General features: G+C 43.0%; 29 protein-coding genes. 11 read left to right on the top strand and 18 right to left on the bottom strand.

The genetic code is table 11. From position 1 onward, the window contains the following. The first annotated feature begins 30 nt into the window (after positions 1–30). From NQ550_RS19860 to NQ550_RS19845, 4 genes are all read left to right on the top strand, one after another. On the top strand, positions 31–354 hold the full coding sequence (locus NQ550_RS19860) for a recombinase family protein (protein WP_334319807.1): 324 nt from the start codon (positions 31–33) through the stop codon (positions 352–354). 86 nt (positions 355–440) lie between these two features. Continuing rightward, positions 441–734 carry a transposase gene (locus tag NQ550_RS19855; protein WP_025581345.1) on the top strand — a complete coding sequence of 98 codons (294 nt, stop codon included), beginning with the start codon at positions 441–443 and terminating at the stop codon, positions 732–734. A gap of 56 nt (positions 735–790) precedes the next feature. Then, a complete protein-coding gene (locus NQ550_RS19850; protein WP_259838605.1) occupies positions 791–1,654 on the top strand; it encodes an IS3 family transposase in 864 nt (287 codons plus the stop codon). Positions 1,655–1,770: 116 nt separating this feature from the next. Next, on the top strand, positions 1,771–2,877 hold the full coding sequence (locus tag NQ550_RS19845; protein ID WP_242833702.1) for a recombinase family protein: 1,107 nt from the start codon (positions 1,771–1,773) through the stop codon (positions 2,875–2,877). A 33-nt stretch (positions 2,878–2,910) separates the two neighbouring features. Here the strand turns inward: NQ550_RS19845 and NQ550_RS19840 are convergent, their stop codons facing one another. Beyond that, entirely contained in the window at positions 2,911–3,927 is a 1,017-nt protein-coding gene (locus tag NQ550_RS19840; RefSeq protein ID WP_025581146.1) for an Arm DNA-binding domain-containing protein, read from the bottom strand. A 36-nt stretch (positions 3,928–3,963) separates the two neighbouring features. Next, entirely contained in the window at positions 3,964–4,158 is a 195-nt protein-coding gene (locus tag NQ550_RS19835) for a DUF3173 domain-containing protein (protein ID WP_011861908.1), read from the bottom strand. 233 nt (positions 4,159–4,391) lie between these two features. On the opposite strand from NQ550_RS19835, the gene NQ550_RS19830 reads away from it, so the two are divergent. Beyond that, a complete protein-coding gene (locus tag NQ550_RS19830) occupies positions 4,392–5,705 on the top strand; it encodes an IS30 family transposase (RefSeq protein ID WP_025581145.1) in 1,314 nt (437 codons plus the stop codon). A gap of 365 nt (positions 5,706–6,070) precedes the next feature. Here the strand turns inward: NQ550_RS19830 and NQ550_RS19825 are convergent, their stop codons facing one another. The 3 genes from NQ550_RS19825 to NQ550_RS19815 form a co-directional block, all read right to left on the bottom strand. Further along, positions 6,071–6,220 (bottom strand): hypothetical protein, encoded by a 150-nt coding sequence (locus tag NQ550_RS19825; RefSeq protein WP_181977590.1) that lies wholly within the window; start codon positions 6,218–6,220, stop codon positions 6,071–6,073. Between the two features lie 221 nt (positions 6,221–6,441). After that, positions 6,442–6,681 (bottom strand): helix-turn-helix domain-containing protein, encoded by a 240-nt coding sequence (locus NQ550_RS19820; protein ID WP_009009556.1) that lies wholly within the window; start codon positions 6,679–6,681, stop codon positions 6,442–6,444. Beyond that, positions 6,678–7,100, bottom strand: a complete 423-nt coding sequence (locus NQ550_RS19815; RefSeq protein WP_009009557.1) for an RNA polymerase sigma factor — start codon at positions 7,098–7,100, stop codon at positions 6,678–6,680. Before NQ550_RS19815 ends, NQ550_RS19820 begins: the two co-directional genes overlap by 4 nt. Positions 7,101–7,954: 854 nt before the next feature. Here NQ550_RS19815 and NQ550_RS19805 point away from each other — a divergent pair. Together NQ550_RS19805 and NQ550_RS19800 are read left to right on the top strand one after the other, a co-directional pair. Further along, positions 7,955–9,235 (top strand): IS4 family transposase, encoded by a 1,281-nt coding sequence (locus tag NQ550_RS19805; protein ID WP_055058306.1) that lies wholly within the window; start codon positions 7,955–7,957, stop codon positions 9,233–9,235. A 199-nt stretch (positions 9,236–9,434) separates the two neighbouring features. Next, positions 9,435–9,692 carry a helix-turn-helix domain-containing protein gene (locus NQ550_RS19800; protein ID WP_465221260.1) on the top strand — a complete coding sequence of 86 codons (258 nt, stop codon included), beginning with the start codon at positions 9,435–9,437 and terminating at the stop codon, positions 9,690–9,692. A 32-nt stretch (positions 9,693–9,724) separates the two neighbouring features. On the opposite strand, the gene NQ550_RS19795 is transcribed toward NQ550_RS19800, so the two are convergent. Next, entirely contained in the window at positions 9,725–10,405 is a 681-nt protein-coding gene (locus NQ550_RS19795; protein WP_330375910.1) for an Ntn hydrolase family protein, read from the bottom strand. Between the two features lie 194 nt (positions 10,406–10,599). On the opposite strand from NQ550_RS19795, the gene NQ550_RS19790 reads away from it, so the two are divergent. The 4 genes from NQ550_RS19790 (at position 10,600) to NQ550_RS19775 (ending at position 12,366) form a co-directional block, all read left to right on the top strand. Further along, complete coding sequence (locus NQ550_RS19790; RefSeq protein ID WP_011861911.1) at positions 10,600–11,169, top strand: TetR/AcrR family transcriptional regulator; 570 nt, start codon at positions 10,600–10,602, stop codon at positions 11,167–11,169. Further along, positions 11,166–11,426, top strand: a complete 261-nt coding sequence (locus NQ550_RS19785) for a competence protein TfoX (protein WP_094030748.1) — start codon at positions 11,166–11,168, stop codon at positions 11,424–11,426. The genes NQ550_RS19790 and NQ550_RS19785 overlap by 4 nt, the downstream gene beginning before the upstream one ends. A 230-nt stretch (positions 11,427–11,656) precedes the next feature. Further along, positions 11,657–11,899: a DUF3781 domain-containing protein gene (locus tag NQ550_RS19780; protein WP_011861913.1), complete on the top strand. Its 243-nt coding sequence runs from the start codon at positions 11,657–11,659 to the stop codon at positions 11,897–11,899. Beyond that, complete coding sequence (locus NQ550_RS19775; RefSeq protein ID WP_011861914.1) at positions 11,896–12,366, top strand: GyrI-like domain-containing protein; 471 nt, start codon at positions 11,896–11,898, stop codon at positions 12,364–12,366. Before NQ550_RS19780 ends, NQ550_RS19775 begins: the two co-directional genes overlap by 4 nt. Positions 12,367–12,667: 301 nt before the next feature. On the opposite strand, the gene NQ550_RS19770 is transcribed toward NQ550_RS19775, so the two are convergent. The 12 genes from NQ550_RS19770 to NQ550_RS19715 form a co-directional block, all read right to left on the bottom strand. Continuing rightward, complete coding sequence (locus tag NQ550_RS19770) at positions 12,668–13,576, bottom strand: conjugal transfer protein (protein WP_011861915.1); 909 nt, start codon at positions 13,574–13,576, stop codon at positions 12,668–12,670. A 16-nt stretch (positions 13,577–13,592) separates the two neighbouring features. Then, positions 13,593–14,597: a bifunctional lytic transglycosylase/C40 family peptidase gene (locus tag NQ550_RS19765; RefSeq protein ID WP_011861916.1), complete on the bottom strand. Its 1,005-nt coding sequence runs from the start codon at positions 14,595–14,597 to the stop codon at positions 13,593–13,595. Beyond that, positions 14,594–16,975: a CD3337/EF1877 family mobilome membrane protein gene (locus NQ550_RS22685; protein WP_011861917.1), complete on the bottom strand. Its 2,382-nt coding sequence runs from the start codon at positions 16,973–16,975 to the stop codon at positions 14,594–14,596. The genes NQ550_RS19765 and NQ550_RS22685 overlap by 4 nt, the downstream gene beginning before the upstream one ends. Next, positions 16,972–19,425, bottom strand: a complete 2,454-nt coding sequence (tcpF, locus tag NQ550_RS19755; RefSeq protein WP_011861918.1) for a conjugal transfer ATPase TcpF — start codon at positions 19,423–19,425, stop codon at positions 16,972–16,974. The genes NQ550_RS22685 and tcpF overlap by 4 nt, the downstream gene beginning before the upstream one ends. Continuing rightward, complete coding sequence (locus tag NQ550_RS19750; protein WP_025580214.1) at positions 19,409–19,801, bottom strand: conjugal transfer protein; 393 nt, start codon at positions 19,799–19,801, stop codon at positions 19,409–19,411. Before NQ550_RS19750 ends, tcpF begins: the two co-directional genes overlap by 17 nt. A gap of 89 nt (positions 19,802–19,890) precedes the next feature. After that, complete coding sequence (locus tag NQ550_RS19745; protein WP_029677135.1) at positions 19,891–20,379, bottom strand: antirestriction protein ArdA; 489 nt, start codon at positions 20,377–20,379, stop codon at positions 19,891–19,893. Between the two features lie 25 nt (positions 20,380–20,404). Beyond that, positions 20,405–20,689, bottom strand: a complete 285-nt coding sequence (locus NQ550_RS23105; RefSeq protein WP_231300508.1) for an antirestriction protein ArdA — start codon at positions 20,687–20,689, stop codon at positions 20,405–20,407. A 282-nt stretch (positions 20,690–20,971) separates the two neighbouring features. Further along, positions 20,972–21,478 (bottom strand): superinfection exclusion B family protein, encoded by a 507-nt coding sequence (locus NQ550_RS19735; protein WP_011861920.1) that lies wholly within the window; start codon positions 21,476–21,478, stop codon positions 20,972–20,974. A 185-nt stretch (positions 21,479–21,663) separates the two neighbouring features. Next, positions 21,664–21,885 carry a hypothetical protein gene (locus NQ550_RS19730; protein WP_002570387.1) on the bottom strand — a complete coding sequence of 74 codons (222 nt, stop codon included), beginning with the start codon at positions 21,883–21,885 and terminating at the stop codon, positions 21,664–21,666. Between the two features lie 51 nt (positions 21,886–21,936). Continuing rightward, complete coding sequence (mobT, locus tag NQ550_RS19725; RefSeq protein ID WP_025580209.1) at positions 21,937–23,160, bottom strand: MobT family relaxase; 1,224 nt, start codon at positions 23,158–23,160, stop codon at positions 21,937–21,939. A gap of 152 nt (positions 23,161–23,312) precedes the next feature. Then, positions 23,313–24,710: an FtsK/SpoIIIE domain-containing protein gene (locus NQ550_RS19720; protein ID WP_025580207.1), complete on the bottom strand. Its 1,398-nt coding sequence runs from the start codon at positions 24,708–24,710 to the stop codon at positions 23,313–23,315. 35 nt (positions 24,711–24,745) lie between these two features. Beyond that, complete coding sequence (locus tag NQ550_RS19715; protein ID WP_025580206.1) at positions 24,746–25,123, bottom strand: YdcP family protein; 378 nt, start codon at positions 25,121–25,123, stop codon at positions 24,746–24,748. Positions 25,124–25,133: the final 10 nt, after the last annotated feature.

Raw genomic sequence — 25,133 nt, 5'->3', positions numbered from 1 at the left:
CTTTCTGTGGAAGATTTCAAAACCGAAAGTTTGAGTATACCAAATCAAAAACTGATTCTTCGTGAAAAAGCTATGTCTCTGCCGGAATGGGATAACAGTGAGATTTTGGAATTTATTGACAATGGTCATACAGGGACAAACTTTGAGCGTCCGGCGGTGCAGGAACTTTTAACAATGGTTCAGGCCGGAAAGATCAACTGTATTATTGTAAAAGACCTTTCCCGATTTGGACGTAACAGCATTGAAACCGGCTATTTTATTGAGCGGGTATTTCCTCTTTACCACACCCGTTTTATTTCCGTCAGTGATGATTTTGACACGGCTAATTTCAAAGGTGATACCGGAGGGATTTGATGTTAGAATATAAATAGTACAAAATAAACATGACCATTTTCAATAAATATTATATGATAGTCATAGATCAAGAGAGGAGAATGGTTATGGCAAGAGGTACAAGGTATTCACAAGAGTTTAAGGAAGATGCAGTAAGATATCGGTTGGAGCATCCTGAGATTGCGCTTCGTAAGTGTGCTGAAAATCTTGGAATTAGTGAATCAGCACTAAAGACTTGGATGAAATCAGCAAAGGAACATGAAGGAACTGTTCCTACTCGTGGTTCAGGCAATTACGCAAGTGATGAAGCAAAAGAAATCGCACGTCTGCAACGAGAATTACGCGATACAAAGGATGCACTTGAAGTGTTAAAAAAAGCAATCGGTATTCTGGGAAAATGACAAAAACTCTTTACGCTGCTACATCTAAATATGTAGAAGAAATTAACAACCTGCCTGTGAAACGTCAAGTTTCTGTCAGCGGGATACTGAAAAAATTGGACGTTTCACGATCTGGTTATAATGCATGGAAGAAGCGGGTTCCTTCGGACACGTCTATTCGTCGAACTGTTTTAAAAGAAAAAATCCAAAAGATTTATGATGATTCACATCAAAACTATGGTGCTCCTAAAATTGCAGCTGAATTGCGGAAATCCGGAGAAACTATTACTGAAAAAACAGTGGGAAATTATATGCGTCAAATGGGAATAAAAGCGCAATGGATCAAACCGTATACTCAAACAACCATTGATTCTGATCTAAGCCAGAAACTAAAAAATATTTTGAACGAAAAATTTAATCCAGAACATCCAGATGCTGTATGGTGCTCAGATATCACTTATATTTGGACATATGAAGGATTTGTATATCTTACCAGTATTATGGATCTATATTCCAGAAAAATCATTTCCTGGGTACTAAGTGAGACGTTGGAGGCATCTCATGTAGTAAAATGTATTGAAAAGGCAAAACAGTCCAGACATATTGAAAATCCGCTTATTTTTCATTGTGACAGAGGATGTCAATATGTATCAGAAGCATTTCACAAGGCAACGGAAGGAATGATTCACAGCTATTCCAAGAAGGCTTATCCTTGGGACAATGCTTGCATAGAATCGTTCCATGCCCTTTTAAAACGAGAGTGGATTAATCGTTTCAAAATTTTCAATTATACTCATGCATATAAATTGATTTTTGAATATATCGAGACGTTCTACAACACCGTCCGTATTCATAGTCATTGTGGATATTTATCTCCAAATGAATATGAGGAACAATATCTAAAAAATCTGGAAACGACTGTAACAAGCTTAGCAAGTTAACAATTACATAAAAAGAGAAAATTGGTTGTATTTAATTTGTACTTTTTCTTGACATAAGACCAATTGATATTGCTTTCAAGTATCTTATTAGCGAGTGTTATAGTCGGGATATGTCCATGAAAACCAAAAGTGCAAAATACGCAAAGATGCGTCGTGGAGAATATCAGAGTGTCATCTGTCCTTACGGCTATCGCAAGAGTGCAGACGGACGTATGGAACCGGACGAGGATGTTGCCCCGAATGTGCAGATGATATTTCAATGGGCGTCTGAAGGCAACACCGCAGCCGAGATAACAAGAAAACTGTATGCCATGAATATCCCCACCCCTGGGGAATATCGCAAACTTAAAGGCAAGGACTATTACAATGTTTCCCGAACAAACGGCGTTTGGAGTACATCAACGGTCCTGCGTATTTTAGAAGATCAAAGATATATCGGTACCTATGTAATTGGCAAGAGAAAGGTAAAAGAGATTGGCAGCCGACATACACAGTTAAAGGATGAAAGTGAGTGGTTCAAAATACCGAACCATCATCCGGCTATTGTAAGTGTGGATCTATTTGAGAAAGCCAATGCTTCAATTAAGCGTTTCTCTCTGTCAAATAAAAAGCCGCGTGATTATCTGCTCCGTGGTAAGGTATTCTGTGGATGCTGCGATCATGCAATGGCTCTACGAAATGATGCGTGGTTTTATTGCCGTCATTCCGAGGTGGCTGAAACGCTTCCTTGTCATGGTGTGCGCATAAAGATGGCAGATCTGGAGCAGGTTGTATTTGAAACAATTCGGGCTCAAATGTGTCCGGCATTGGGAATTGATAGCAATAAGGATAAATTGGATTTGCAGACAGTCCAGCAGGCCGAACATGAAGAAAAACTCCGTTCTATTCAAGACAGCAAGCGGCATCTTTATGAGCAGTATGCACTCGGAGAGATTGATTTGGAAACCTATCGGACACGAAAAGCGGTTTATGATACGGAACTGGTACAAGCCAAAAATGTTCATGCTGTCATCACTGCACAGACAAAGCAGATAAAAAGTGATTATGAGATTAAGCTGAAACAACAGGAAATTGTGCAGGAAGTCGGAAACGCCAACATGCTGACAAAAGCTCTGATTGACCGGCTTATCAACAAAGTTTACGTCTTTCCAGGAGATCGGATTGAGATTGAATATGCAACACAGGATTTCTTAGAAACTAAGGAATCTGAAAAGGAGGTATAACCGTGAACACCCATTTGAAACAGCTATGGGCAGCTATGAAGCTGCCCGAAAAACTTCAAAAAAAGTTATAAATTTTTTTGTCGTGGGCTTGACATACGGGTGTCTGAGTGCATGAATTTTGATACGGTGTACGCCTGCCAATCCAGCAAGTTTTTCTAATGCCCGTGGGAGGGTGTGCTTACTGGTGGGAATCCCATTATAGCTTAGTACAAGGTCGCAGTCCTTTAAAACCTTTTGCTGTACTTCCTGCCATGCTTTTAATTCTTTGATGGTATCTGTGTCAATATAGATAGTGCGAATACTGGCTTGCGTCTTTGGCTCCACAAATTTGTATTCGTCCATTGTTTTATAGTACAGCGTCTTCGTTATACTTAAAAGTCCGGTTTCAAAGTTGATGTCCGACCATTGCAGGGCTGCGGCTTCTCCGATTCTCATTCCGGTCATAAACAGGAGCCAGTATGAAATGAAAAGGTAATGTTCGTAATAATCTCCCTTGTAGAGCAGGGAAATTACCTTTTGAAATTCATCCAGTGTCCAGAAATCCACTTTTGTTTTCTTGCTCTTGATGTTTCCTATCATTCGTGATGGATTTTTCTTTGCAAGACCGAGAACAACTGCTCTGTCAAAGGCAATAGAGAGCATACCCTGTACAATACGGATATAGTTTGGACTAAATTCTTTTGCGAGTTCAAGCTGCCAGTTCTGGACGTTAATGGGTTCTATCTCATCCACCGTCATTTTGTAAAAGTATGAAAAATGCTTCTGAATGGTAGAACGGCGGTTCAGATAGGTGCTTTCCTTTACTTGTGTTTTATACCAAGGAAGATAAGTTTCCTCAATAAACTGTTGAAAAGATAGCTGCTGTTTCTTTTCTGTTAATTCTTCTGTAGATGTCAGCATAAGTTTTGAATATGCTTCTCTGGCTTCTTTTTTTGTCTTGAATCCGCTTTTGTATTTCTGAATCTGTTTTCCGGTAATCGGATGAAAACCTAAGTTTGCTCTAAAATAATAAGTTCCGTTTTCTGCTTTCTTAATAGGGTCTTTTGCCATGATTTCACTCCTTACATAAATGTGCAAGAAGTACAATCAGTTTGATTTATCAGTAAAAGTAATCCCTAGCAATTCTTCCACAGCTTCTCTGGGAACCCTGTCCAGTTTGCGTGACTGATAGTAGGTATGCCCTTTTGAAATCATAAGTTTTTTTGCTTCTCTTATGATGTCTGCTGCGAATGAAGTTCCATAACCCAGTTCTATTAAGTCTTTTTTTGTTACTGTAATCATGTTCCTCCTTTCCATAGACCAGATATGGAACCCTCAATATCTGTCTATATTATATCAGATTTTGTGGCAAAAGTAATATTAAGATTGTATTTCCTGCAAATACCTAAAATGAAAATTTAAATTCCACTTCTCCAAAGGGCGGTGGAGTTTACTCTTGCACAGTTGATATTTACTCATGCATACTGATATGATACTTTAATCGTCCTTCTGACAGCAGTAGAAGGAGTTTGACTATGAGTAAATATATCCCAGGCAACCAGAAGCATCTCACCATAGAGGATCGTATCTATATCCAGAATGAACTGGATAAGGGTACATCCTTTAAAGATATTGCCCGCTTTCTCTGTAAGGACCCTACTACGATTTCAAAAGAAGTGAAGGCCAGAAGAGCCTCCGATTGGTTTCACAAAGGGACTTTTCTTAATGCGAAGAACTTCTGTACCAAGCGTTTCCGTTGTAAGAAAACGAATGCCTGCAATAAGATCCTTCTTTGCGGCGTTAAATGTGCTTCCTGTCCCACCTGTAACCAGACCTGTCCGGATTTTCAAAAAGAACGCTGCAGCAAACTTGATCGGGCTCCCTACGTCTGCAATGGATGCAGTAAAAAGATCAATCATTGTACGATTGCCCACAAATATACCTACAATGCCAGGTTCGCTGATCGGAAATACCGGGAGTGTCTCAAGGATTCCAGGTCCGGAATCGCTATAACCAGACAGGAACTCCACAAAAAGGATAAGATCATCACTCCTCTGATCGATCAGGGCCAGTCTCCTTACCATATCGTTGCAAACCATCCGGAATTGAATCTTTCCGTCCGCAGCGTTTACAACTACCTTGATATGGGACTTCTGACTGCCAGAAACGTTGATCTGAAACGTAAAGTGAAGTTTAAACCCAGAAAAGTCCATAAATCACAGATATCTGACCGCCGTGTCTTTAATGGCAGAACTTACGCTGATTTTCAACAGTTGCACCTGGAATCTTTTGTAGAGATGGACACCGTCCACTCCGCTGTTGGTTCCTCTAAAACACTGCTTACCTTCTTTTTTACAAGGGAAAAGCTGTTTCTTGCGTTCCTCATGAACCGGAATACGGAAGGATCTGTACGACTCGTTTTGGACCGTTTAGAAAAGCGTTTTGGTACCTTCGATTTCCTGACTCTGTTTGAATATATCCTCACCGACAGAGGCGCTGAATTCGGTGATCCTGATTCTCTCGAAACCGGTGTTACCGGTATCCAGAGAACCAACATTTATTACTGTGATCCCATGAGAAGCGGACAGAAAGGCGGCATTGAACAGGCACACACCATGCTCCGCATGATACTGCCGAAACGAACTACCTTTGAATTCCTGACTCAATGGGATGTGAATCTAATCACCAGCCACATCAACTCAACACCGCGGGAGAGTTTGAATGGGCGTACACCGTATGATGTCGCCCTGGAGGCTTTTGGGGAAGACGTCTTAAAAGCATTTCAGCTTAGGCGTATTGACCCTGACAAAGTCATCTTAACACCTAAGCTGATCCGCTATAACCACTAACCCATGAAGAAATCTGCTGTCAGACTGGAAGTAAACTTTTCACATTTTTCAAATGTGGCTGGTGGAATTTAGTCGTGCACACCGACCTCCAGCAGCTTGTTTGCCATACAGAAAAACAGAAAATTTCGCCATAGATTACTTGTATTATAGCATAGATTCCGCTTTTCTTCTTAAAAATCACTAGATTATAAGCAACTTTTAAAAGAGCGGTGGAATTTACTGTTGCACTGGAATTTACTTTTTCAAGTCAGCTTTCCTGCAAATAGTTATTTGATTTTGAATGAAAAATTCTAATTCAAAATGGTATCTAAGCAAGCCGAACAGCTTTCGCTAAAGCTCATGGGAATCTCACCCCTGCATGGTTCTCATCCAGCCGTACCCTTTGCCAGCGGTGCTACATCATCACACGGACTAAGGCTGTACGGAAGTATCATTATCACAATAGAAAGGTCATGGCGGCAGCTCTGCGGTAAGCTACTTATGGAACGCTGGCAGGAATCGCTATCCGGTATCATCCCTCCTTTGGTGGGTTACGGCGTGCCAGCCCAACGGCTCTCTTTCTATCGAAACGTATTCGGCTGCTTTATGCTGCGTTGATTAGACGCTTTCTTTTTCAAGGAACAATCCGGCTTTGTCAGCCTGTTAAAATGCACTGGTGATAATGCACTTTAATAGACTGGCAAGCTCTGTCTGGGAAGCATGGGTTTGTCCACGCTTCCACAGGCGAGCGTTATTTCTAGTTTGGTTCCCTGATTTCAAAAGATAAAATCTTTGCAATCAGACGTGTTTCCATCCGGCGGCGTAGGGTCTCATCTACAACCATGTGGGTATTTCCATATTCGTCTTTCATGGGACGCATGGAACGGCTGGCAATAAAACCGCTGTAATGGCGTACAATCTGGTTGACTGCTTCAATATCGCCGTCCGTAGCTCTTACAATCACAGGAAACGGAATCATAGGGTGCTTTGCTGTCATGCTTCGTCCTCCATAAATTTTTTGATAAATTCCAGTCCGGCGTGTCTTCTTCTCTGGATGGTAGAACGGTTGACTTCCAGAATTTTTGAGATTTCCGTATCGTCAAATCCAAGAAAATAATATCGCAGGATAACGTCACGTTTCTTTCCGTCCAGACTTTCTAATGCTTCGGCTAACAGGCTGTTTTCAATGCGGACAGTAAATCCATCCATTTCAAAAGTATGGAAGTGGGATGGATAGGTGTCTTCGGAAGAAAACAGATTGACGGTGTAATCGTCCATATCACAGAACAGGGTTTCCCGTTTACACTGTCTGGACAACGCTTTGAGATAGTCTTTGCGTTCATCCTCCATAGCGACTTTACAGATATAATCAAACTGGTTCTCTATGGTTGTCTGAAATTCAGATGGCTTCATCATTGTTCACCCCCTTTCCAGCCTTGAAAGGGAGCGAGTTGATAGGAATTTCTGCTTCTTTCCCCCTTTTCGCTCTTAGTCCCGACAGGACAGGGGGTGCAGTTGCGTTTTGAAAAGAAAAATTTAAAAACTTTTTCTTCCAACTAAAAAAGCACGCAAACAGACGATATTTCTGTTTGTGTGCTTTGATAGTTCTTTCTATGTATTCTGAAAAACCACATTGAGGGTCAGAATTTTCTAGTGTAGGTAGATGGCTTTTTTTAACGGTTTACCGAATGTAGATATATTTAAGAAAATATTTTGCATAGCGGCTTCCTCCTGTAAGCCGCCGGAGCCTAAAAAAAGCTGACTTTAATACAACCTCCATATATTCTGGAAAAAAGAAAGACGGCGGCTTTTGTCAAACCGTCGTCTGGAAAGATTTATGAGATTTTGACGCAAGAAAAGTGTACTGCCAAATAACGGTTTTTTTTATTTCCGTTTCAGCAGCATAGTTTTATCTTTGATACGCATAATAGGAACTGTACAACTATACAATACGTTTTTCTATACCTGTCACTATTATAACAGGAACAGTAAAATGTATGGAGGTGGTGTATTATGCGTAAAAAAGAAGATAAATATGATTTCAGGGCGTTGGGGCTTGCCATAAAAGAAGCCCGTAAAAAACAGGGTTTGACCCCAATGTGGTCAACTTAAGCCCAGAATGCTGAAAATTCAACGATTCTGGGCTTATATTCTGGATTTTTTTATATAAATATCTTGACATATCCTCCTAAATATGTGGTTTATAGATTAAGCAATATTACGTTACCGGCGAAATATTTATCTATTCCAATACGTAGGAGGTATGCCATATGAATCGAACTAATATTTGTAAAAATATCGTCCAATCCATTAAAGATTATATCACAGATCAAGTTAAACTGGAACCCCATCGGGTGGAAAAACATTTTGTACGGCGAAGAAAACTTTCACTTTTGCAAGTTATTATTTATCTGTTCTTTTCTTCAAAAGCTTCCATGTTCCAGAATCTTTCACAGATCAGAGAAGAACTTGGCACACTTTCTTTTCCGGATGTTTCAAAACAGGCACTTTCCAAAGCCAGACAGTTCATTAATCCTTCACTGTTTAAGGAACTTTATTATCTTTCTGTTGATCTGTTTTACAGCCAGATCCCTTCAAGAAAGCTGTGGCAGGGTTATCATCTTTTTGCAGTAGATGGTTCCAGGATCGAACTTCCGAATTCAAAATCAACTTTTGATTTCTTTGGTGAAATGTCCAGCTATCCTGATCCAAACCGACGTTATACCATGGGACTGGCTTCCATAATTTATGATGTTCTGGATGATTATATCCTTCATGCATCTATCCATAAATTTCTTTCCTCTGAACGAGCAGCTGCATTAGAACATCTTAAAGTTCTTGAAGATATGGGACTATATAACAACAGTATTATTATTTTTGACAGAGGTTATTATTCAGAAGATATGTTCCGCTACTGTGTAGAGCATGGGCATCTCTGTGTTATGAGACTGAAAGAGGGAATCAATTTATCTAAAAAATGCAATGGTGATATGATTTCCATTCTTCAGGGAACTTCAAAAGAAGGTACTTCCGATGTACCTATACGTGTCCTTGAGATTCCGCTTGATGATGGCACAAAAGAATATCTTGCAACAAACCTGTTTGATCCTGCTGTTACAAAAGATATGTTCCGGGAACTTTACTTCTACAGATGGCCTGTAGAACTTAAGTACAAAGAACTAAAAAGCCGCTTTGCCATGGAAGAGTTTTCCGGTGCTACTGCAGTGTCTATACAGCAGGAATTTTATATAAATATGCTTTTATCGAATCTGGCCTCCCTTATAAAAAATGAAGCAGATGAGGAAATACAGATTTCTGCCAAAAGCACAAATAAGTTCCGTTATCAGGCCAATCGTGCATTTATCATTGGACGGATCAAAAGTATTGTTCCCAAAATACTCTGCGGACTGTTTGAGCTTTCAATTATTGAACAGTTATATACAGATGCTGTACGCTGCAGATCACAGCTCCTGCCCGGCAGGTCGTTTCCAAGGAAGAAATTGAAATCCAAGGGACGTTCACATTTTCGAAATAAAAAAGCTTCTTTTTAAAATAGAGCCAGCATTCATCAATAGGCTTATTTAAGTGCGGTCATTTTTATAAATCTTCTAGTTTCCAACAAAACAGCAACTGTTTTCTAGCATAAACCGATTTGTTTTGTAGTTTGCATTGGAGGCTATTCGCTAATATGCCCCTAAGTTGACGCTAGGTTGACCACATTGGGGTTTGACCCGTGAACAGGTGGGAGCAATGATTGAGATTGACCCACGCTATTTAACCAACATTGAGAATAAAGGGCAGCACCCAAGTTTACAGGTGCTTTACGACCTTGTATCTCTGCTGAATGTATCAGTGGATGAGTTTTTCTTGCCTGCCAGCAGTCAGGTGAAAAGCACCAAACGTAGGCAGTTAGAAAACAAAATAGACAATTTCACAGACGCTGACCTTGTTATTATGGAAAGCGTTGCAGATGGTATTGTCAAATCTAAGGAAGTGGGGGAAATGTAAATCCTCCACTTTTGTTTATAATTGCAGTGATATTAGAATTGATACTCTGCAATATTTTTGAAATCATTGTTCAACACATAATATACCTTATTTTTAGCAACGGAATATATAAAAGAAACTCTGGTTGCCCAAAGTCCTTCCTGACGTACTGACCTAAGTACATCAAAGGCGTTGGAAATAGAGAAGTTTTCTCCATATCCTTGCAGTAAATCCTTTGCCTTTTCATATCTGTTATCCCCAGATAAAACATATGGATTAGTCAATTCTGGTTTTAAAATGGAGTAATTTGTTATTAAGGAATATTTTTCTTTTTCCAAGCGATACCCAATCCCCGGTTCAATAATGAGAACACGCCCATTTCTATCCGAAAACATAGCCTGCATAGTAGTGTCAGGTGCATAAGTAATTTTCTTTTTTTTCACTATTTCCAATGAATCGTCAAAAGAGAGATTGCCTTTTATAAAGTTTTCTGTCAAATCAGCTATTGTATAGCATGATTCATTACTGCAAAATTGTGCATTGTCATTTCCATGTACATACAACAATGTGCCAACATTCCCATTTCTATTGATTCCGTGAAAAGAGTGGTACTTATTATCGGACATTTTTATCCCTATAAAAAAACGGTCTTTTTCGGCAATTACAGTATGTTCCCATTCAGAAAGGTCAATATCAAAATTGAACCCAACAATGGTTTCTTTTCCATTATACACAAATCTTGTACACATATTTGTATTTCCTTTCGTAAACTAATTTGAATAACATAAAAACTAATTACATTAGTAATTTTAAATATTGTAAGACTGTTTGTCAATACAAGAGTTCATTTTTTTTAACCAAATTATTGACTTCATTAATTTGATTACTTAAAATGAAGTAAATGATGTATAGAAAGAGGAAAATGAATATGCGAGTTACAAAAGCCGAAGTTATAAAAACTGCTTCTGATATGGCTGATAGAAATGGACTTCATAATGTTTCTTTGAAAGCTATTGCTGAAAATTTAGGGATTCGTACCCCCTCCTTATATAATCATATAGGAAGTTTGGATGAACTTCTTAGGGAGATAGCACATAGTGGTATGCGTACTATGAATGAAAAAATGATTCGTGCAGCAATCGGTAAGACAGGGGATTCAGCATTAAAATTAGTGGCAGTTGAATATCTTAATTATATGATTGAACATCCCGGTGTTTATGAAATAATTCAATGGGCTAGTTGGAATGGAACAGAGGAAACAGCAATCATTTTTAATGATTATCTATCTTTACTTAAAACACTTATTTGCTCATGTGGCTTTAATCCAGATAAGACCACTGAAATTTTGAACATGGTAACAGGTATGCTTCATGGTTATACAACTTTACAATTAAGATATGCTTTTTCTAATCCTGATAAAGTAAGAAAAGAATTATCCGAAGCAATTGACACACTACTATTGGGAGCTAATCAAAAATATAAAGACTACAAGAAATAACATATCGTGCAATGATGGGAGAATTTATTATCTATTATCGTGGAAAAATCGTTGGCGGTATATATGATGATAGGTTACTGGTAAAACCAACAAAGTCTGCAATTTCTTATATGCCAACAGTTACTTATGAAATTCCATACGAAAATGCCAAAGAAATGTTATTGGTGGAAGAAATTGATAATAAAGATTTTCTGACGGGGTTATTTAATGTGATGTATGATGAACTACCAACGCCAAAACCTAAAAAGAAAAAATAAACAGTTCCTAACTTGACAATTTCATATCCATACATACAAAGCAGTTAGTCTTAGGATTGACTGCTTTTTTCTTACCAAAATTATAGATTGGAGTAATGAAATGATATACTCTTAGAACTTTTTAACAAGATTATTGAAGCATAAAATTTTATTGTAGTGCTGATATGAGAATGATATAATTGGGATATGAAATATACAAATAAATCTGTTGAAAAATGAGGTTTCAAAATATGGCAAATGAATTATTGGAAAACTTGGATAGACTTCAGACAACTGAACTTGGCGTTATTCGAATTAAAAAGAACTTATCTTTGAATGTAGAAAACGTGATTGAATGGTGTAAAGAAAAAATCAGTCTTTCTAATGCGAAAATCATAAGAAAAGGGAAAAACTGGTATATAACGATTGATAATTGTATTATAACGGTAAATGCGTACAGTTATACCGTTATCACTGCTCACAAAGTAAAATGATGAATTTTTCTATAAAGGAATTAAATGCATTTGCAGTTATTGGGCAGGAAGTAGAACTGACTAATTATCAAAAAAAGAATATTCAGATTAGTACACAGTTTTGGAGAAAATTTAACAGTAGTTTGAAGAAATCATATCTTTCACAATCGGGAAATTGGGTAAAATATGCTTTTATGGAACGAAGAAATGGAAAACTTTATTATTTCTGTTCTATACCAAAGAGAACTATTCTTCCAGACAACTTTCTGTATAAAGAAATACCGTCATATAAATATTTGGTCGTGGAGCATATTGGTGCTATGGGGAAAATATATGAAACTTATAGAAAAATTTATCAGGAAATTATTCCTAATACACCATATACCCCTATAAAAAATATTATCCTGCACTTTGAAAAATATGATTACCGTTTCCATTGGAATAGAGATAATTCAGTTATTGAAATTTGGATACCTATTCAAGATTAGAAGCAATTCCATATCCATACACACAAAGCAGTTAGTCTTAGGATTGACTGCTTTTTAAAAAGACACCATTTAGGTGTAATGATGTCTTTTGGGTGTTATTTTATAGTCATATCAAGGCTCATTCAATCGTGGTAAATTAGTGGTAAAATGAATGGTTTTCTATACTCCAAAATGCTTGAAAGTATAGTGGTTATGCGAATAATCCAAAATTAGATATAAAATTTAATGATAAATTTTAAAAAGAGATACTTTATAAGAGAAACGTGCAAATCTCAAATGAGAAATGCACGTTTTTCTATAACTATTTCACAATCTTCCAGTTTTCCCCGTTCTTTTCCAGCACAAGGTCAAACTGCGATACCTGTGTTGTCATGGTCTGGTTATCCAGATATTTCACTGCAAGGGAAGCTGTCACCTGATTTCCGTTTCGATTGTAAACTGGATTCACCAGTTCCGAGAAAATGTATTCTTTCCCCACAGGTTTCAGTACGCCCTCATTCACATAATAGGTCAGCTCCTTTGCGGTTGCCGTAGGGTACAGCTTGAAAAAGGTAGTGAGAAATTCGTTGATTTCTTCCGTAGTGATGGAATCCACTGTACCGTCACTTTGTACCGCTTTCGGCGTATAGCCGGATTTTACGGGAACGCTGGTAATGGTTGGGTTCTGGATAATTGTCAGGTTTCCAGAGCTGTCCACATAGACCGTCACCTGATAGGCGGAACGGACAGTTTTACTGGATTCTCCCTCTGTGATACGCTGTTCCACCGTGTAGGTCACTTGATAATGCTGCTCCTTTTCTTCTGTGATTTCCCATATCTGGAAGTCAGTCAGGGCAGATGATACGGGGATGTCTTTTCGGACGGTATCTACATTCAGGGCTTGTAGCTCTCCGGTGAGATACCCTTTTAAAGCATTTGTCCGGTTGTCAATGGAAGCGGCGGACTGTTCCCATGAATAGTAGATTTCTGCGAAATTCTCCACAAAGTTTTCTATCTTGTGGGTGTCGAGGATTTGTTCCTCAATCACTTTCGTTTCATGGACAGTGTGAATGTCTATCGCCGTGAAATTCTTATAGACGGCAAACAGGAAGCTCACTGCCAGCAGCACCCACAGGGCAATCACGGTTTTCTTGTGGGTATTGACTTTGTAGACTTTCAGCTTCTTTTCTTTCTGCTTTTTCTGGTTTTCCTCTTTTCTAATCTGAATCATATCGGTTCATCCTTTCTTATTGTTTGATTCGTCCGGCTCCGGCAAGGTGCTGTTGCCAGTAGGAGCCTGTCAGGTCTGCGTAACCAATGGGATTTCCGGCATGGTACATCCGGTTATTTCCCACATACAGCCCCACATGGGTGATATAGGTTCCGGCATTGTAGGTGGAATGGAAAAAGACCAAATCCCCTGCTTTTGCTTCGGACAGGGGGATGTGCTGCGTCACATTGTACTGTTCCTGTGCTGTCCGTGGCAGGGCGATTCCTGCCTTGCCATAGCACCACTGCACCAGTCCCGAACAGTCAAAGGAAGTGGAGGGGGAATCGCCCCCGTACACATACGTCCAGCCCTCATACTTTAAGGCTTCCTCCATGATAGCCTGTACCGTTTCATCATCAAACTGTGCCACGGTCAGGTACTGCGATACCAAGAGGACATAGAACATATTTCCGTAGGAATACCGCCAGCCCCCGTTTTTCTCTACGGCAACAGGGTTGGTGTAGGTGACTTTCTTTCCGCCGGATTTGTCCCTTGCGAAGCTCTCTGCCAGTTCAAAGGTGTATTTTTTTCCGTGCCCTGCTACATAGTCTAGGAAACCACCGCCGTAGTTGTAAGACTGAATCACACTATTTAAATCACAGCCCTTTGTTTCTGCCGCTGCGAGCAGTTCCGAGAAATACTTGCAGCCTTGTTTGATGGATTCCTCTGTGCTAAGAGAGTTCGGGGGAAGCCCCAGAGATTCCGAGGACTGCATAACGTCTTCCAGTGTGCCGCCGGATTCCACCTGAATGATGGCGAGCAGCACATTTAAGTATTCCTCTATGCCATATTCCCTTGCATACTTTTCCAGCATAGGCTTATGGGCGAGGACTTCCTGTGATACGCTCACGCCCCCATAGATAAGGTTTCCGCCGCTTCCTCCGTCTTCCTCATCCGAGAAGACAATCACCACCAAAAGGAGCAGGGAGAACATCATCACGAACACGCCGGAACAGGCAAAGAAAAGGTGTCTTAACTTCATGGTTTCTCCCCTTTCTTCTGTTTGGCAGCCGCTGTTACCGTTTTTGTCCACTCCTTTCTGGCGGTGGTACGCCGGATGGTAAAGTTTGATTCTTTTACCGCAGGGGTAATCCGTTTTCTTTCCAGTATCACAGGAGCCGTGTCGTTCTGGACAGGTCTTGCCGGACGGGGAGCAGTCGGTGTGACAGTTGGAGCCGTCTTTTGTCTTTCCTCTGGTTTGTCTGGGAAAGCCGGAGGGACTATCTGTCGTTCTGTCCTTACAGGCGGTGTCTGTTCACGGTGGATGGAAGCTGATTTTACCACCGGAACCGAAGCCCGTTCTGCCACAGCCCCCTCATAAGAAACCTGTCCCCATTCCCTGATGGATGGGGAAACTGGCTGCATGGCTGGTTTTCCTGTATGAGCGGTATCTGCATGATGTCGGAAATTTTCTGGCTGCTTTGCAGTAACAGGGCGTTCATGGACAGGAGCCGCCCCTTTGGATGTTTCGGAAGCTCTCTGTTGCGGTTGTTTTGCCTGTTCCAGTTCTGCCCTGCGTTCTGCAATCGTCTGTCTGCGGCTTTCTGCCTGTGCATTTCGTTGTTCCGCTCTGGCAGTTCGGGTCTGGGTCACGCTGGAAGTAAAATCCCGTACTCCCTCTGATACCTGTGTTTTCCCGTGGTAAAGGGCGTACTTTGCATTGACGGGCAAATCCTTTGCCTGCTCCCGAAGCTGTCCGGCAGTATCACTTATCTTATCTTTGGTATCTGCCACCGTACCTACCGCAGAGCCAGCCCGTTTCCATACGGATTCCTTTTCCGGTGCTGCCTGTCCGTCTGGTCTGCTGTGGTCTGCCTGCGTCCGTTTGGAAGAGCCGGAGCTGGAAGCAGTTCTCTGGTCTGAGCCAGCCTGTTTTCCTGCATGGTAGGCAGCCGTTCCAGCCCCAAGAGCTGCCACAGAACGTCCTAACTTATGCTGTAAACGGTGCATATGGGCGTGCATGAGCATACGGGGTCTTCGCATGATACGGCTCCCCATGCTTTGGGAATCCCCACTCTGTAAGGAGAACATCCCCATCAAATCCCCCAGCTTGAAATAAATTCCGGCAAAGGTCACTATCTGCAAGAACGCCGTCAGGAAGAACGGGTATTCCCCAGACAGGTTGTAGAGCATGGTGGAAATGCTGAACGCTACTGTGATAATCAGGGTGATTCCGGCTCTGGTAAGGATGGTATTGAACAGCTTTGTAATGGCACGTTTTGACATCCCCTCAAAAGAGGGAACCATGCTAAGGAGGAAGCTCACAGGCAGGAACATGGCGTAGATGATAAAAAGCACCTGTGAAAAAATCATTATCCCCGTGAGCAGGAATACAAAAACGGAGATACCGATATTGAACATGAACAGGAAGAAGACGGTTCCCAAGCGGTTGATGGTCTTTGTGATGGTAAGGTTGGTATTTTCCCTGTCTTCGATTTCCTCCACCACGATTTCTTCCCTGTCCTGCCCGTTGTTTTCGTCTGGACTGGTTGAGAGCAGGTGTTCCACACGGTCAGCCCCAATACTTTCCACATCCGAGTTGCCGTATTGCAGCAGGAGCCACGGCTGTTTGACCTGAATGGAAAACAGGCTGTCCCGTATCAAATCCACGCTGTCTTTTCCCTGGCTTTCCGAGTTTGGCAGCACAATCTTTGTGCCAAGGGTCAGGCTGGCATTGCTGATGTCTGCGGAAAATTCATTGATTTTCCCGATATAATCAGGAGCATAGGCGATAAAGGCAGCGGACAGCACGAACACCACCACGAAATTCACAACGGCATGGATGGCTTTTGTGGTTTCCCGTTTGATAAGCCCTGTGTAGGCAACGTAAATCCCCACCACCAGAATGAGAATCAACAGGAACCCGATATAAAATCCCTCCGAGGATAAGCCGCCTGTGGTAACGCCTGCAAGGGTCTGCATATTTTTCCCAATGGAATCCGCCGTAGAGGAAATGAAGTCCAGCGAGTAGGCTTCCTGAATCAGATACCCCGTGGCGTTGGAAAGGTACAGGCTGATTGTCCAGATAAAATTTGTGATGGCATACAGCCCGTACATCACCTGTTTTCCGATACCGTCCAGCCAGTTCCACGGGAGCCAGTCCCATCCGCTGTCTACATAAAAATCAAGCTGGTAGTTGTCCAGCGGATATTTGCTGTATTCGTTGGCAGCATCCACCGTATCATCCACCAGTCCGGCAGCGTGGGCGGCTGTGCCGAAGACTGTTAGCAGCAGGAGAATGAGCAGGAGTGCCAGAAGCACTTTTCCTGCTATACTCCCGATTTTTTTAAAAGAGTTTTGTCCCTTTGTCCGGCAAGGGACAAGAGCTGTCCCCTGCTGGATGGGCTTTCTTATCTTCATTCCTCCACCTCTTTTCTTACGGGCGGTCTGGTATCAAAGGCATGGAACAGGTCTTCAAAGATAGGATGGAACTGTATCACGCCCACACGCCCGTACAAATCACTGATGAGGCACTGTCCGTTTTCCAAGTCACGGAGCCGCTTCTGGTTGTTTTCATCTTCGGAATCCACTCCGAAAAAGGCGAGGGTCTTTTTGATTTCGTTGATGTCCGTGGAACGGAACGCAAACTTCAAGCCCAGATTGTTTTTCAGTTTTTCATCCAGCAAATCGTCCGTGTTCTGAGTGACAAAATAAACGCCTGCGTTCATAGCACGTCCGGCACGAACCAGCTTCATGGAGAGGGTCTTGCCCTGTGCCACCTGTAAGAAGCTCCATGCTTCATCCAAATCCACAATCTTAAACACGCTGCGGTCAGTGTGGATGAAGTCGAGGGCAAAGGTACTGATTACAATGAGCATTGCCACGGAAAGCAGCTCCATTGTGGTGTATTCTTCAAACGAGGTTTCCTTATCCGGCAGCACCAAATCCGCCACCTGAATGATGTTGAGCTGCTTTTCAAGGCTGATGGACTGTGTGACGTCCCCATCCGAAAAGAGCAGGTGTGCAAAGTCATAGTCTGTAAAGGATTCGATATGGTCGGCTATGCTGGTGCTGATGGCGGTTCCCTCCGCCCGTAGTTCCTCAATCACTTTGAAAAGCCCCCGTTCTTCACTGTTTGTCACCGCACGGATGGCTTTCCGAAGAACAGGGAATTTCTCCCCGTCACGGCTGGAAATGCCGGTTAAAAAGGTCAGGATGTCGATTGCCAGTGATTCAGAATCTTTTGGGTTCTCCATAATCACATACGGGTCAAGTAAGCCCCTGTTCTGTTCCTCCGAAGTCAGGTTTACGATATTGATTTCATGGGCGATTTCCGGCAGGGTTTCTTTCCAGCGTCCCCGTTCCGCTTTCGGGTCAACAATGAGTGCCTGTGCCCCAAACAATACGGAATAATAGACAATCATGTTGTTACTGAATGATTTTCCACCGCCGAGGGAGCCGACAAAAGCGGCAGCAAGGGCGTTGGTGACGGAGCCTTTTACCCCCTGACTGGCAAGGGCAGGCTTTAAGTACACGTTTCTTCCTGTATCAAGGCTGTACCCGATATAAATACCCTCCGTTTCTCCTAACATCTGGGTTGCCCCGAAGCCAAGACCAGCGAGGAAGTCGCTGGTGACATACTGGATGTAATCGTTCAGATACCGTTTGCTGGCAGGGAGAAATTCCCCATGCAGCCCCAGCATATCCCCAAAGGGGCGAACCAGTTTCACGTTCAAATCGTCATAAAAATCTTTCACCTCATTGCAGCGGCGTTTCAGTTCTTCCAAGTCGGGAGCCGTCACACGAACCACATAGGACAGCTTATACATGGATTCCTTGCTCTGGTCTAAGGTGGATTCCAGCTCATTCACGCTGTCTAAAGCATCCACCACGTTTGTACTGGTTTCGCTGTCATTCTGCCATGCGTGGTTGTCCAAATCTTTCAGCTCTTTTTTCTTGTTCCGCACCGTGGAGAGGGCTTTCCGGTTTGTCACAATCTCCACATTCATAGAGGTATCAATGGGAAAGGTGAATTGCTGCTGCTGATAGTAAAAGATTTCCGAGGATGGGAAGTCCAGTTCCCCCACAATGCTGTTGATGGTAAAGTAGGCGGCATATACTGTTCCGTCTTCCTGTTCAATTTTCAGATACCGTTGGTTTTCCTCTATCAGACAACGGGTGGGTTTGATGAGGTCATAGTATTTCACCAGCGTTTCCTCTTGAAATCGCTTCTTCGGCAGGTAATACTCATAATCTTCGTAGGCGGTTCCGGTCTGCCCGTATAAATGCTCAATCAGGTAGCCAAAATCGTCTTTATCAAGCCGCCGGACTTTGAAGCGGCGTGAGATTTTATTTTCCAGCAGTTTTTCCATCTTCTGAAACCGCCAGATTTCTTCATTGCTCATGGAAACAAAATCCCCCATGAGCTTGTGGTTGACTTCGTGGAGGAAGTCGGAAACAGCGGTCTTTGCTTCCCTGCGGAACTGTTTCATGGTGACTTCCTGCTCATTGACAAGCAGCTTAAAGCCGATAAAAAAGCGGTAGTCCACCTGATTTTCCCCTATCATGGAAATCAGGGCTTCGGTCTGTGCGTCAATCTTTGCACAGGCAACATCCTTTAGCTTACCTGTCACTTCCTGTTTGGAGCGTTCCTGTGCCGCCCGTATGCTGGATTCGGTGCTGATTTGCAGGGCGTGAATCTTCCCGTCCCTGTTTTGGGCGATAAGCTGCCGGAAGGAATCGTGTACCTGATATTTCTGTTCGGGGCTTAAAAAGGAATAGTTGTAGGGAAGCAGCTCATAGTAAGCGAAGCACTCCCCGTCATGGTTGAACACAAGGTTATTTTCGATATATTTAATCGGATATGCCATAAATATCACTCCTTACTGCCGTGATGGACTGTGCCGGATATTCCTTTTCCAGCTTCACGGGCTTTCCTGCATAGGTCAGTTTCGGGCGTACCAGATATGCCAGTACGGATTTCAGGAAGCCATAAGGCTTTTTCCCGTCAAAGGTCTTCTGGCACATGAACCAAGTGAGGGCAAAGGGTACGCCGAAGTATTTCAAAAATGCCCCGTCAATGAACGAAAGGGGAGGGAGGTTCCCCAAGAGCATAACTGCAAACACCGACACCACGAACCACGCCATCTGTGTGAATGTGATGGGGAATGGCAGCTTAAAATCATTGATGGAATAGAGTACCTTTTCCACCGACCAGATACTGGTATAGCTTCGTATTTTCTTCATGTTGTCTGTCCTTTCTAAAAGATGGGGCAGCAAAAGCCGCCCCTGAATAAAAAATCCGCCTGCATTTCCCAAAGGAGATACAGACGGGTCTACCGTAAGATTTCATATACGCCGTGGTTCGTGACAACAAAGGTTCCCTCCAATTCCATGTCACGCCCATAGGCTGCATAGTCGATATAGCTTTGTAAGTGTGCCGGAAGTTCTCCAAGCTGTCCGCTTTCTTCCAGATAGTAGCGAGCCACATCCGCCATATCGTCACAGCCGGAATGGCAGATAATATCGTCTTCATGCTCACAGAGTTCTTCGATACTGCCAAAGTAGGATTGCAGCTCTGATAGTTCCTCCTGAATGTACTCTGGTAAGTCCTCCACCATTTCACACAGGCGGTTGACTTCCTCAATGGGGGTATATTCGTCAATCTCAAAAGGCAGCTCATAATCATGGATGGCGTATTCCTCATATTCATCATTCAAACCGATACGTTCCTTGACTTCCTCAAAGTCCACAGGCGGCGTGAACCATGCCCCGACCAGTTCGCCCTCATTGTATTTTCCTAAGTTGGCAATGTAAATCCGCATTTCCTCCAAGTTCTTCCACCTCCTTTTAGCGGTAATAAAAGATACCATTGTCCGTAAACAGGTAGTTTTCGCTGGTTTCCAGTTCCCGACCAATGGCAGCGTAGTCGATATGGTTCAACAGGTCTGGATGTACTTCTCCAAATAGCTGTACCTCCTGCACCAGATAACGGGCGAGGGATTCCCCGTCCTGCACCGGATAGCAGCGTATCTGGTCTTTGTGGTCGATAAATTCCGTAAAGCTGGGAAACCACCGCTTTTGTACCACATCCATTTCATAATAGAGGGGCGTTCCCTGCATTTCCTGTACCATCCGGCAAAGGGGTTGATTTCCCAGAGCCTTGTGTTGCCTTCCAATGGAAAGGGCAGCTCATAGTCTTCAATTTCGATTTCTTCCTCACTCTGAACCCCAAGACGTTCCCTGATTTCTTCAAAATCCACAGGGCAGGAAAACCATGCTCCAGGATATTCCTCAAAATCTTCATGGTAAAACCGTGTGGTGTTCAGGATGTAGATTCTCATTTCCTCAATCAGTATCACGTCCTTTCTTAGAACAAAAAATGGCAACTAACTTTGTTTGTCAGTTGCCATTTTTCTAATAAAATATTCGCTTTAATTCTTCATCACTATTGATTTTTTTAATTACCCAAGGTTGTAAAAAATAATTGATTTGTGGGTCTAACATACTTACTAAATGAGTTTGTCCGGCAGGGGTTAATATTTGTAAATGTTGAAGTTCTATTACTAATCCATTGTTCATGGGTAATGGCAGGGTGTGAGTTGGTTCACGTAAAAACTCCCGAATGATTGTCACCTGTTCTGGTGTCATATTTTTCAAATATTTAATCTGAGCAGTTCCTAATCTCTTAGAAGCATACTTGTCATAAAAGAAATGAAAAATTTTAGATAGTAATAAAACGATTAGTAAAGCTGTGGAAATCACAAAAACAATGCCTATTGTAAAACCATATTTTTCTCGAAAATTTATAATATAAAACTTTTGGGCTAACTTTTGAGGCAATAATAATAATGTACCACTGGCAATAGATAAAGCTCCTAAAATGTTCGGCGGTAATTTCAAAAAATCAATAAAATCTTTCATACATTTCCTCCACTTTCAATTACTATTAAAGAAATTATACCACCATTCTTAGTTTATCTCAATTATCATACACTATCATATTACATCTTCTTTCTTTTGGGGAGTTACGCTCCCCAAGCCCCTAGTGGACTTCCGCCATGAAGCAATCAGAGCTTGCTCCATAACGGAAGTGTAAAATGGATTCCCTATGCTCCGATAATCTTATTGAACAGTTCCAGTAAGATGTCCTTTACACCGTCCGCATTGAAGACCAGACCGACCGCTACAAGGGACACCACCAGAAAACCGATAAGTTTGGAAAATTCCCTCTTAAATCCGAGGTACAGTCCAATCACCACGATTGCCAGCAGCACAAGGGACTGGGCGTTGGATAAAAACCAGTTGTAAAGATTCTGTCCGAAATTCATAAAAGCTCCTTTCTTTCCTGTAAGATTTCTTAGGTTCCAAGATTGCCGCCGTTAAAGCACCACCTCCTTTGCAGCGGCGGCTTGCTGCTTCAGGATTTTTTCGTGCTTCTCCGTCAGCTTTGCATGGGTGATGATGTCATGGACAATCTGGGTGTGGTTCATCTTATCCAGACGGAGAGCCAGCTTTAATGTGGGGGCTACCTGATGGGAGAGCCAGTGCAGGGTGCGTTCAAAGGAATAGGGTTCCGGTTTCGTTGTCAGTTTCAGGCTTCCCCTGTGTTCCCCCATAAACCACGCCCATTCCTCATTGATACGCCAGTCAGAACGGGGTTTCGTATCGTCCCTGTCCACGAACCGGACATAGCGGTTGATGATTTGAAAGGCTGTCCGTTCTGGATTGTCATGTTCTAACAGGTCACGGATGGCGTAAAAGGCACGCTCATTTTTCAGCCGGATTTCAAAGCGGTTCTTTACCTCTGCGTCCGCAATGGGAATATCATGTTTTTTGTACTGCTCATAGTCCTTTTCGTAAATGCAGAAGTACACCTCACTTTGGAGGGAGCCGATATACAGGGTGTTCCCCATACATTCTTTTTCCCCACGCCGTACCAGTTCGCCGCTGCGGTAGCTTTTGAAGCTGCGGAAGACCGAGATACATTCCTCATTCCGGCACTTCTCTGTCAGATGGGGAATGTTCAGGATTCCCGTTTTGTCATTGATGGCGAGGTCAAGCCGCTTCATCACGCCGTCCTCCATGAGAACATCCATGAAAAACTCATACCAGCTCCGTTCCTGTGCCAGCAGATAGCTTTCAAACTGGCGGCAGCCACGCCCTTTCAGTTCCAGCAGTACCCCTTTTTCCAGTTCCGGCGATACCAGAACGAAAATATCCCCCAGATAGTAATGCTCTGTGTAAGAGTAGAAGCCGTAGTCTTCATGGATAAAGTAGGGGAGCTTTAGCCGAAGCACGTCTTCCACGATATGCTTCACATCCGTAGTGGGAAAGCGAATCCGCACATAGTCAAAGAGCATTTCAAGGGGAGCGTCTGGGTTGAAGCGTTCCAGAGCTTCCGTGATGGCTTCCTGTAATGCTTCGGATGGGTGAGCCTTGCCCGTTTCAATGTCGCTCAGGTACGGACGTGTGATTCCGGCAGCTAGGGCAAGTTTCTGTTGTGAGATACCATAAATTTCCCGTTTTTCTTTGATGTCCCGTACCCATGTTTCTTCATTCAGTGAAAATCCCTCCTGTCTAAAAAAGCGTATGTCAACTTTCAGAGCCTTGTTGACACACGCCGGATATGGGGAAAATCCCTTGTGTACCGTGGGATTCTGCCCTGTTGTTTGGTTGTTGCCTGTCGATTTGTACCCCTCTGTTAGATACGAGGGGTTTATGCTGGCGTGCCTTGCGGCACACCAGCCACAGCAGGTCAGTCCGTTTCTGCGGCTTTCGCTTCGCACGCCGCCTGCACTTCCTGCCTGCTGTTTATGAGCTTTTTTATTTCTTTGAGGAAATCGTGTCCTTTTGGCACAAGGGGCGTGTAAAACTCCGAGATAACGCTGGTTCCCACATCCACATAGCCACGCCCTTTTATCTGCTTTAGGAAGAAGTCCTTTGTGGTTTCCCCGAACATCATCCCATAGCCCATTTCCGACATCCGCCCCAGAGCCACACGGAAATTGAACTGGTCACGGATTCCGTCCCCCAGATACTTTGCGTCCGGACGCTGGCAGGCGAGAATCAGGAAGAAGCCTGCCTGCCGCCCAAGCATAACGATTTGTTTTAATTTGTTAAGGACAGCGGCATTTTCCTTTGTGCCGAGCATTTCCATAAATGCCACATATTCATCAAAGATAAGGAAATTTGCCGGAAGTCCCAAGTAAGCGTAGTTTTCCCCTGTCCGATAATTTTTCATGAGCTTCATGTCTTCGCTGCGTTTCATCATTTCTTCATAGAAACGGTCAATGCAGGCGAGCATATCTTCCTTTTTGTAGTACACATCCGGCATAACCGCCTGTAAATCCGCAAGGTCGGCGTTCTTTGGGTCTAACACGAACAGGGTGGTGTTGGTGCGGAGCAGGGCTTCAATAAGCGTCAGGATGAAGTAGGTCTTTCCGCCGCCGGTTCCTCCGGCAATGAGCATATGGGGGAGCTTGTCATACTCCCACCAGACATTTTCCATGAGCCGGAGCCTGCCCTCCTTTGCCTGTACGTCCTCAATGGAAATACGGTTGGCAATGGTATCATAAAGCAGGGTGTACTCCACATAAGAATCCTTTAATTCCTTATCCGTCAGCTCACAGTACAAGCCACTTTCCAGCTTTTTCTCCAAGTTTAAGAGCTGCTCCTGATATTTCCCCAAGGTGATTTCCACACGGATATGGAGCAAGCCCTGTTTCATCCGGTAGTAGATTTTGGGAAAGTAAGTGATGGTTTCTTTGGAACGGCTGGAAGACAAGTCCTTGAAAAAAGCGTCCTCCTTTCTCTGCTCTGATTCATACCACTTGTTTTCCAACACCATCCTTGCCAGCTTTTGGCGGTGGATGAGCTGCTTTACTTCATCCCTGCGGTATCGCCAGAACAGAAGAACGGCTGTAAGGCACACCAGCCCTGCCACGCCCATGCTGAATAACAGGTAAGGGATATTTACATCCTGTACTATCTGGGAGAGGGACACTTCCTGCCAGTTGGTTCCGGCAATCTGTCGGATATGAAACAGCAGGAAAACCAGCAGGAAGACAGGGAACAGGGCGGCAAGGGCAGTATGGAATACAAGGTCTTTATCCGTGGGATGGATACGTTTTCCACGGGGGAAAAGCTGCTTCATGGGAACAATCCTCCTTTCGCTTTTTTATGTTCCTGTTATTTTACAGGGGGAGCGTCTTTCTTCGGCGGCTGTGGATGCATGGCAGCCCCTTTTTTCAGGACAATATCATCCGCCTTGATGTACCAGTCCACCTCTGCCCCTTGAAAGGTAGCCGTTGCCACAGTATCTGCCACAGGATTGATAAGTTCCACCTCTGCGTTATAATCGAACTCCTTTAACGGCACGCTGGCAGGGATGGAAACCTGAATCATACGCCCCTGTCCTCTGGATTTTAAGTCATAGGTACGCTCCTTGATTTCTTCTGATACCGAGCCGTCTTCATTCTGGAGGTGAACCTCACGGCGGAGGGCAGAAAATTTCAATGCCCCAAATGTTGTTTCCTTGTCAATCACGATTCCGTTTGCTAATCTCATAGTCTGATGT

Origin of the sequence: Blautia wexlerae DSM 19850, assembly GCF_025148125.1 — a bacterium.
Lineage (GTDB): Bacteria > Bacillota > Clostridia > Lachnospirales > Lachnospiraceae > Blautia_A > Blautia_A wexlerae.
Note: the sequence above shows the minus strand (reverse complement) of the source record. Positions and strands in the feature narration are given on the sequence as shown.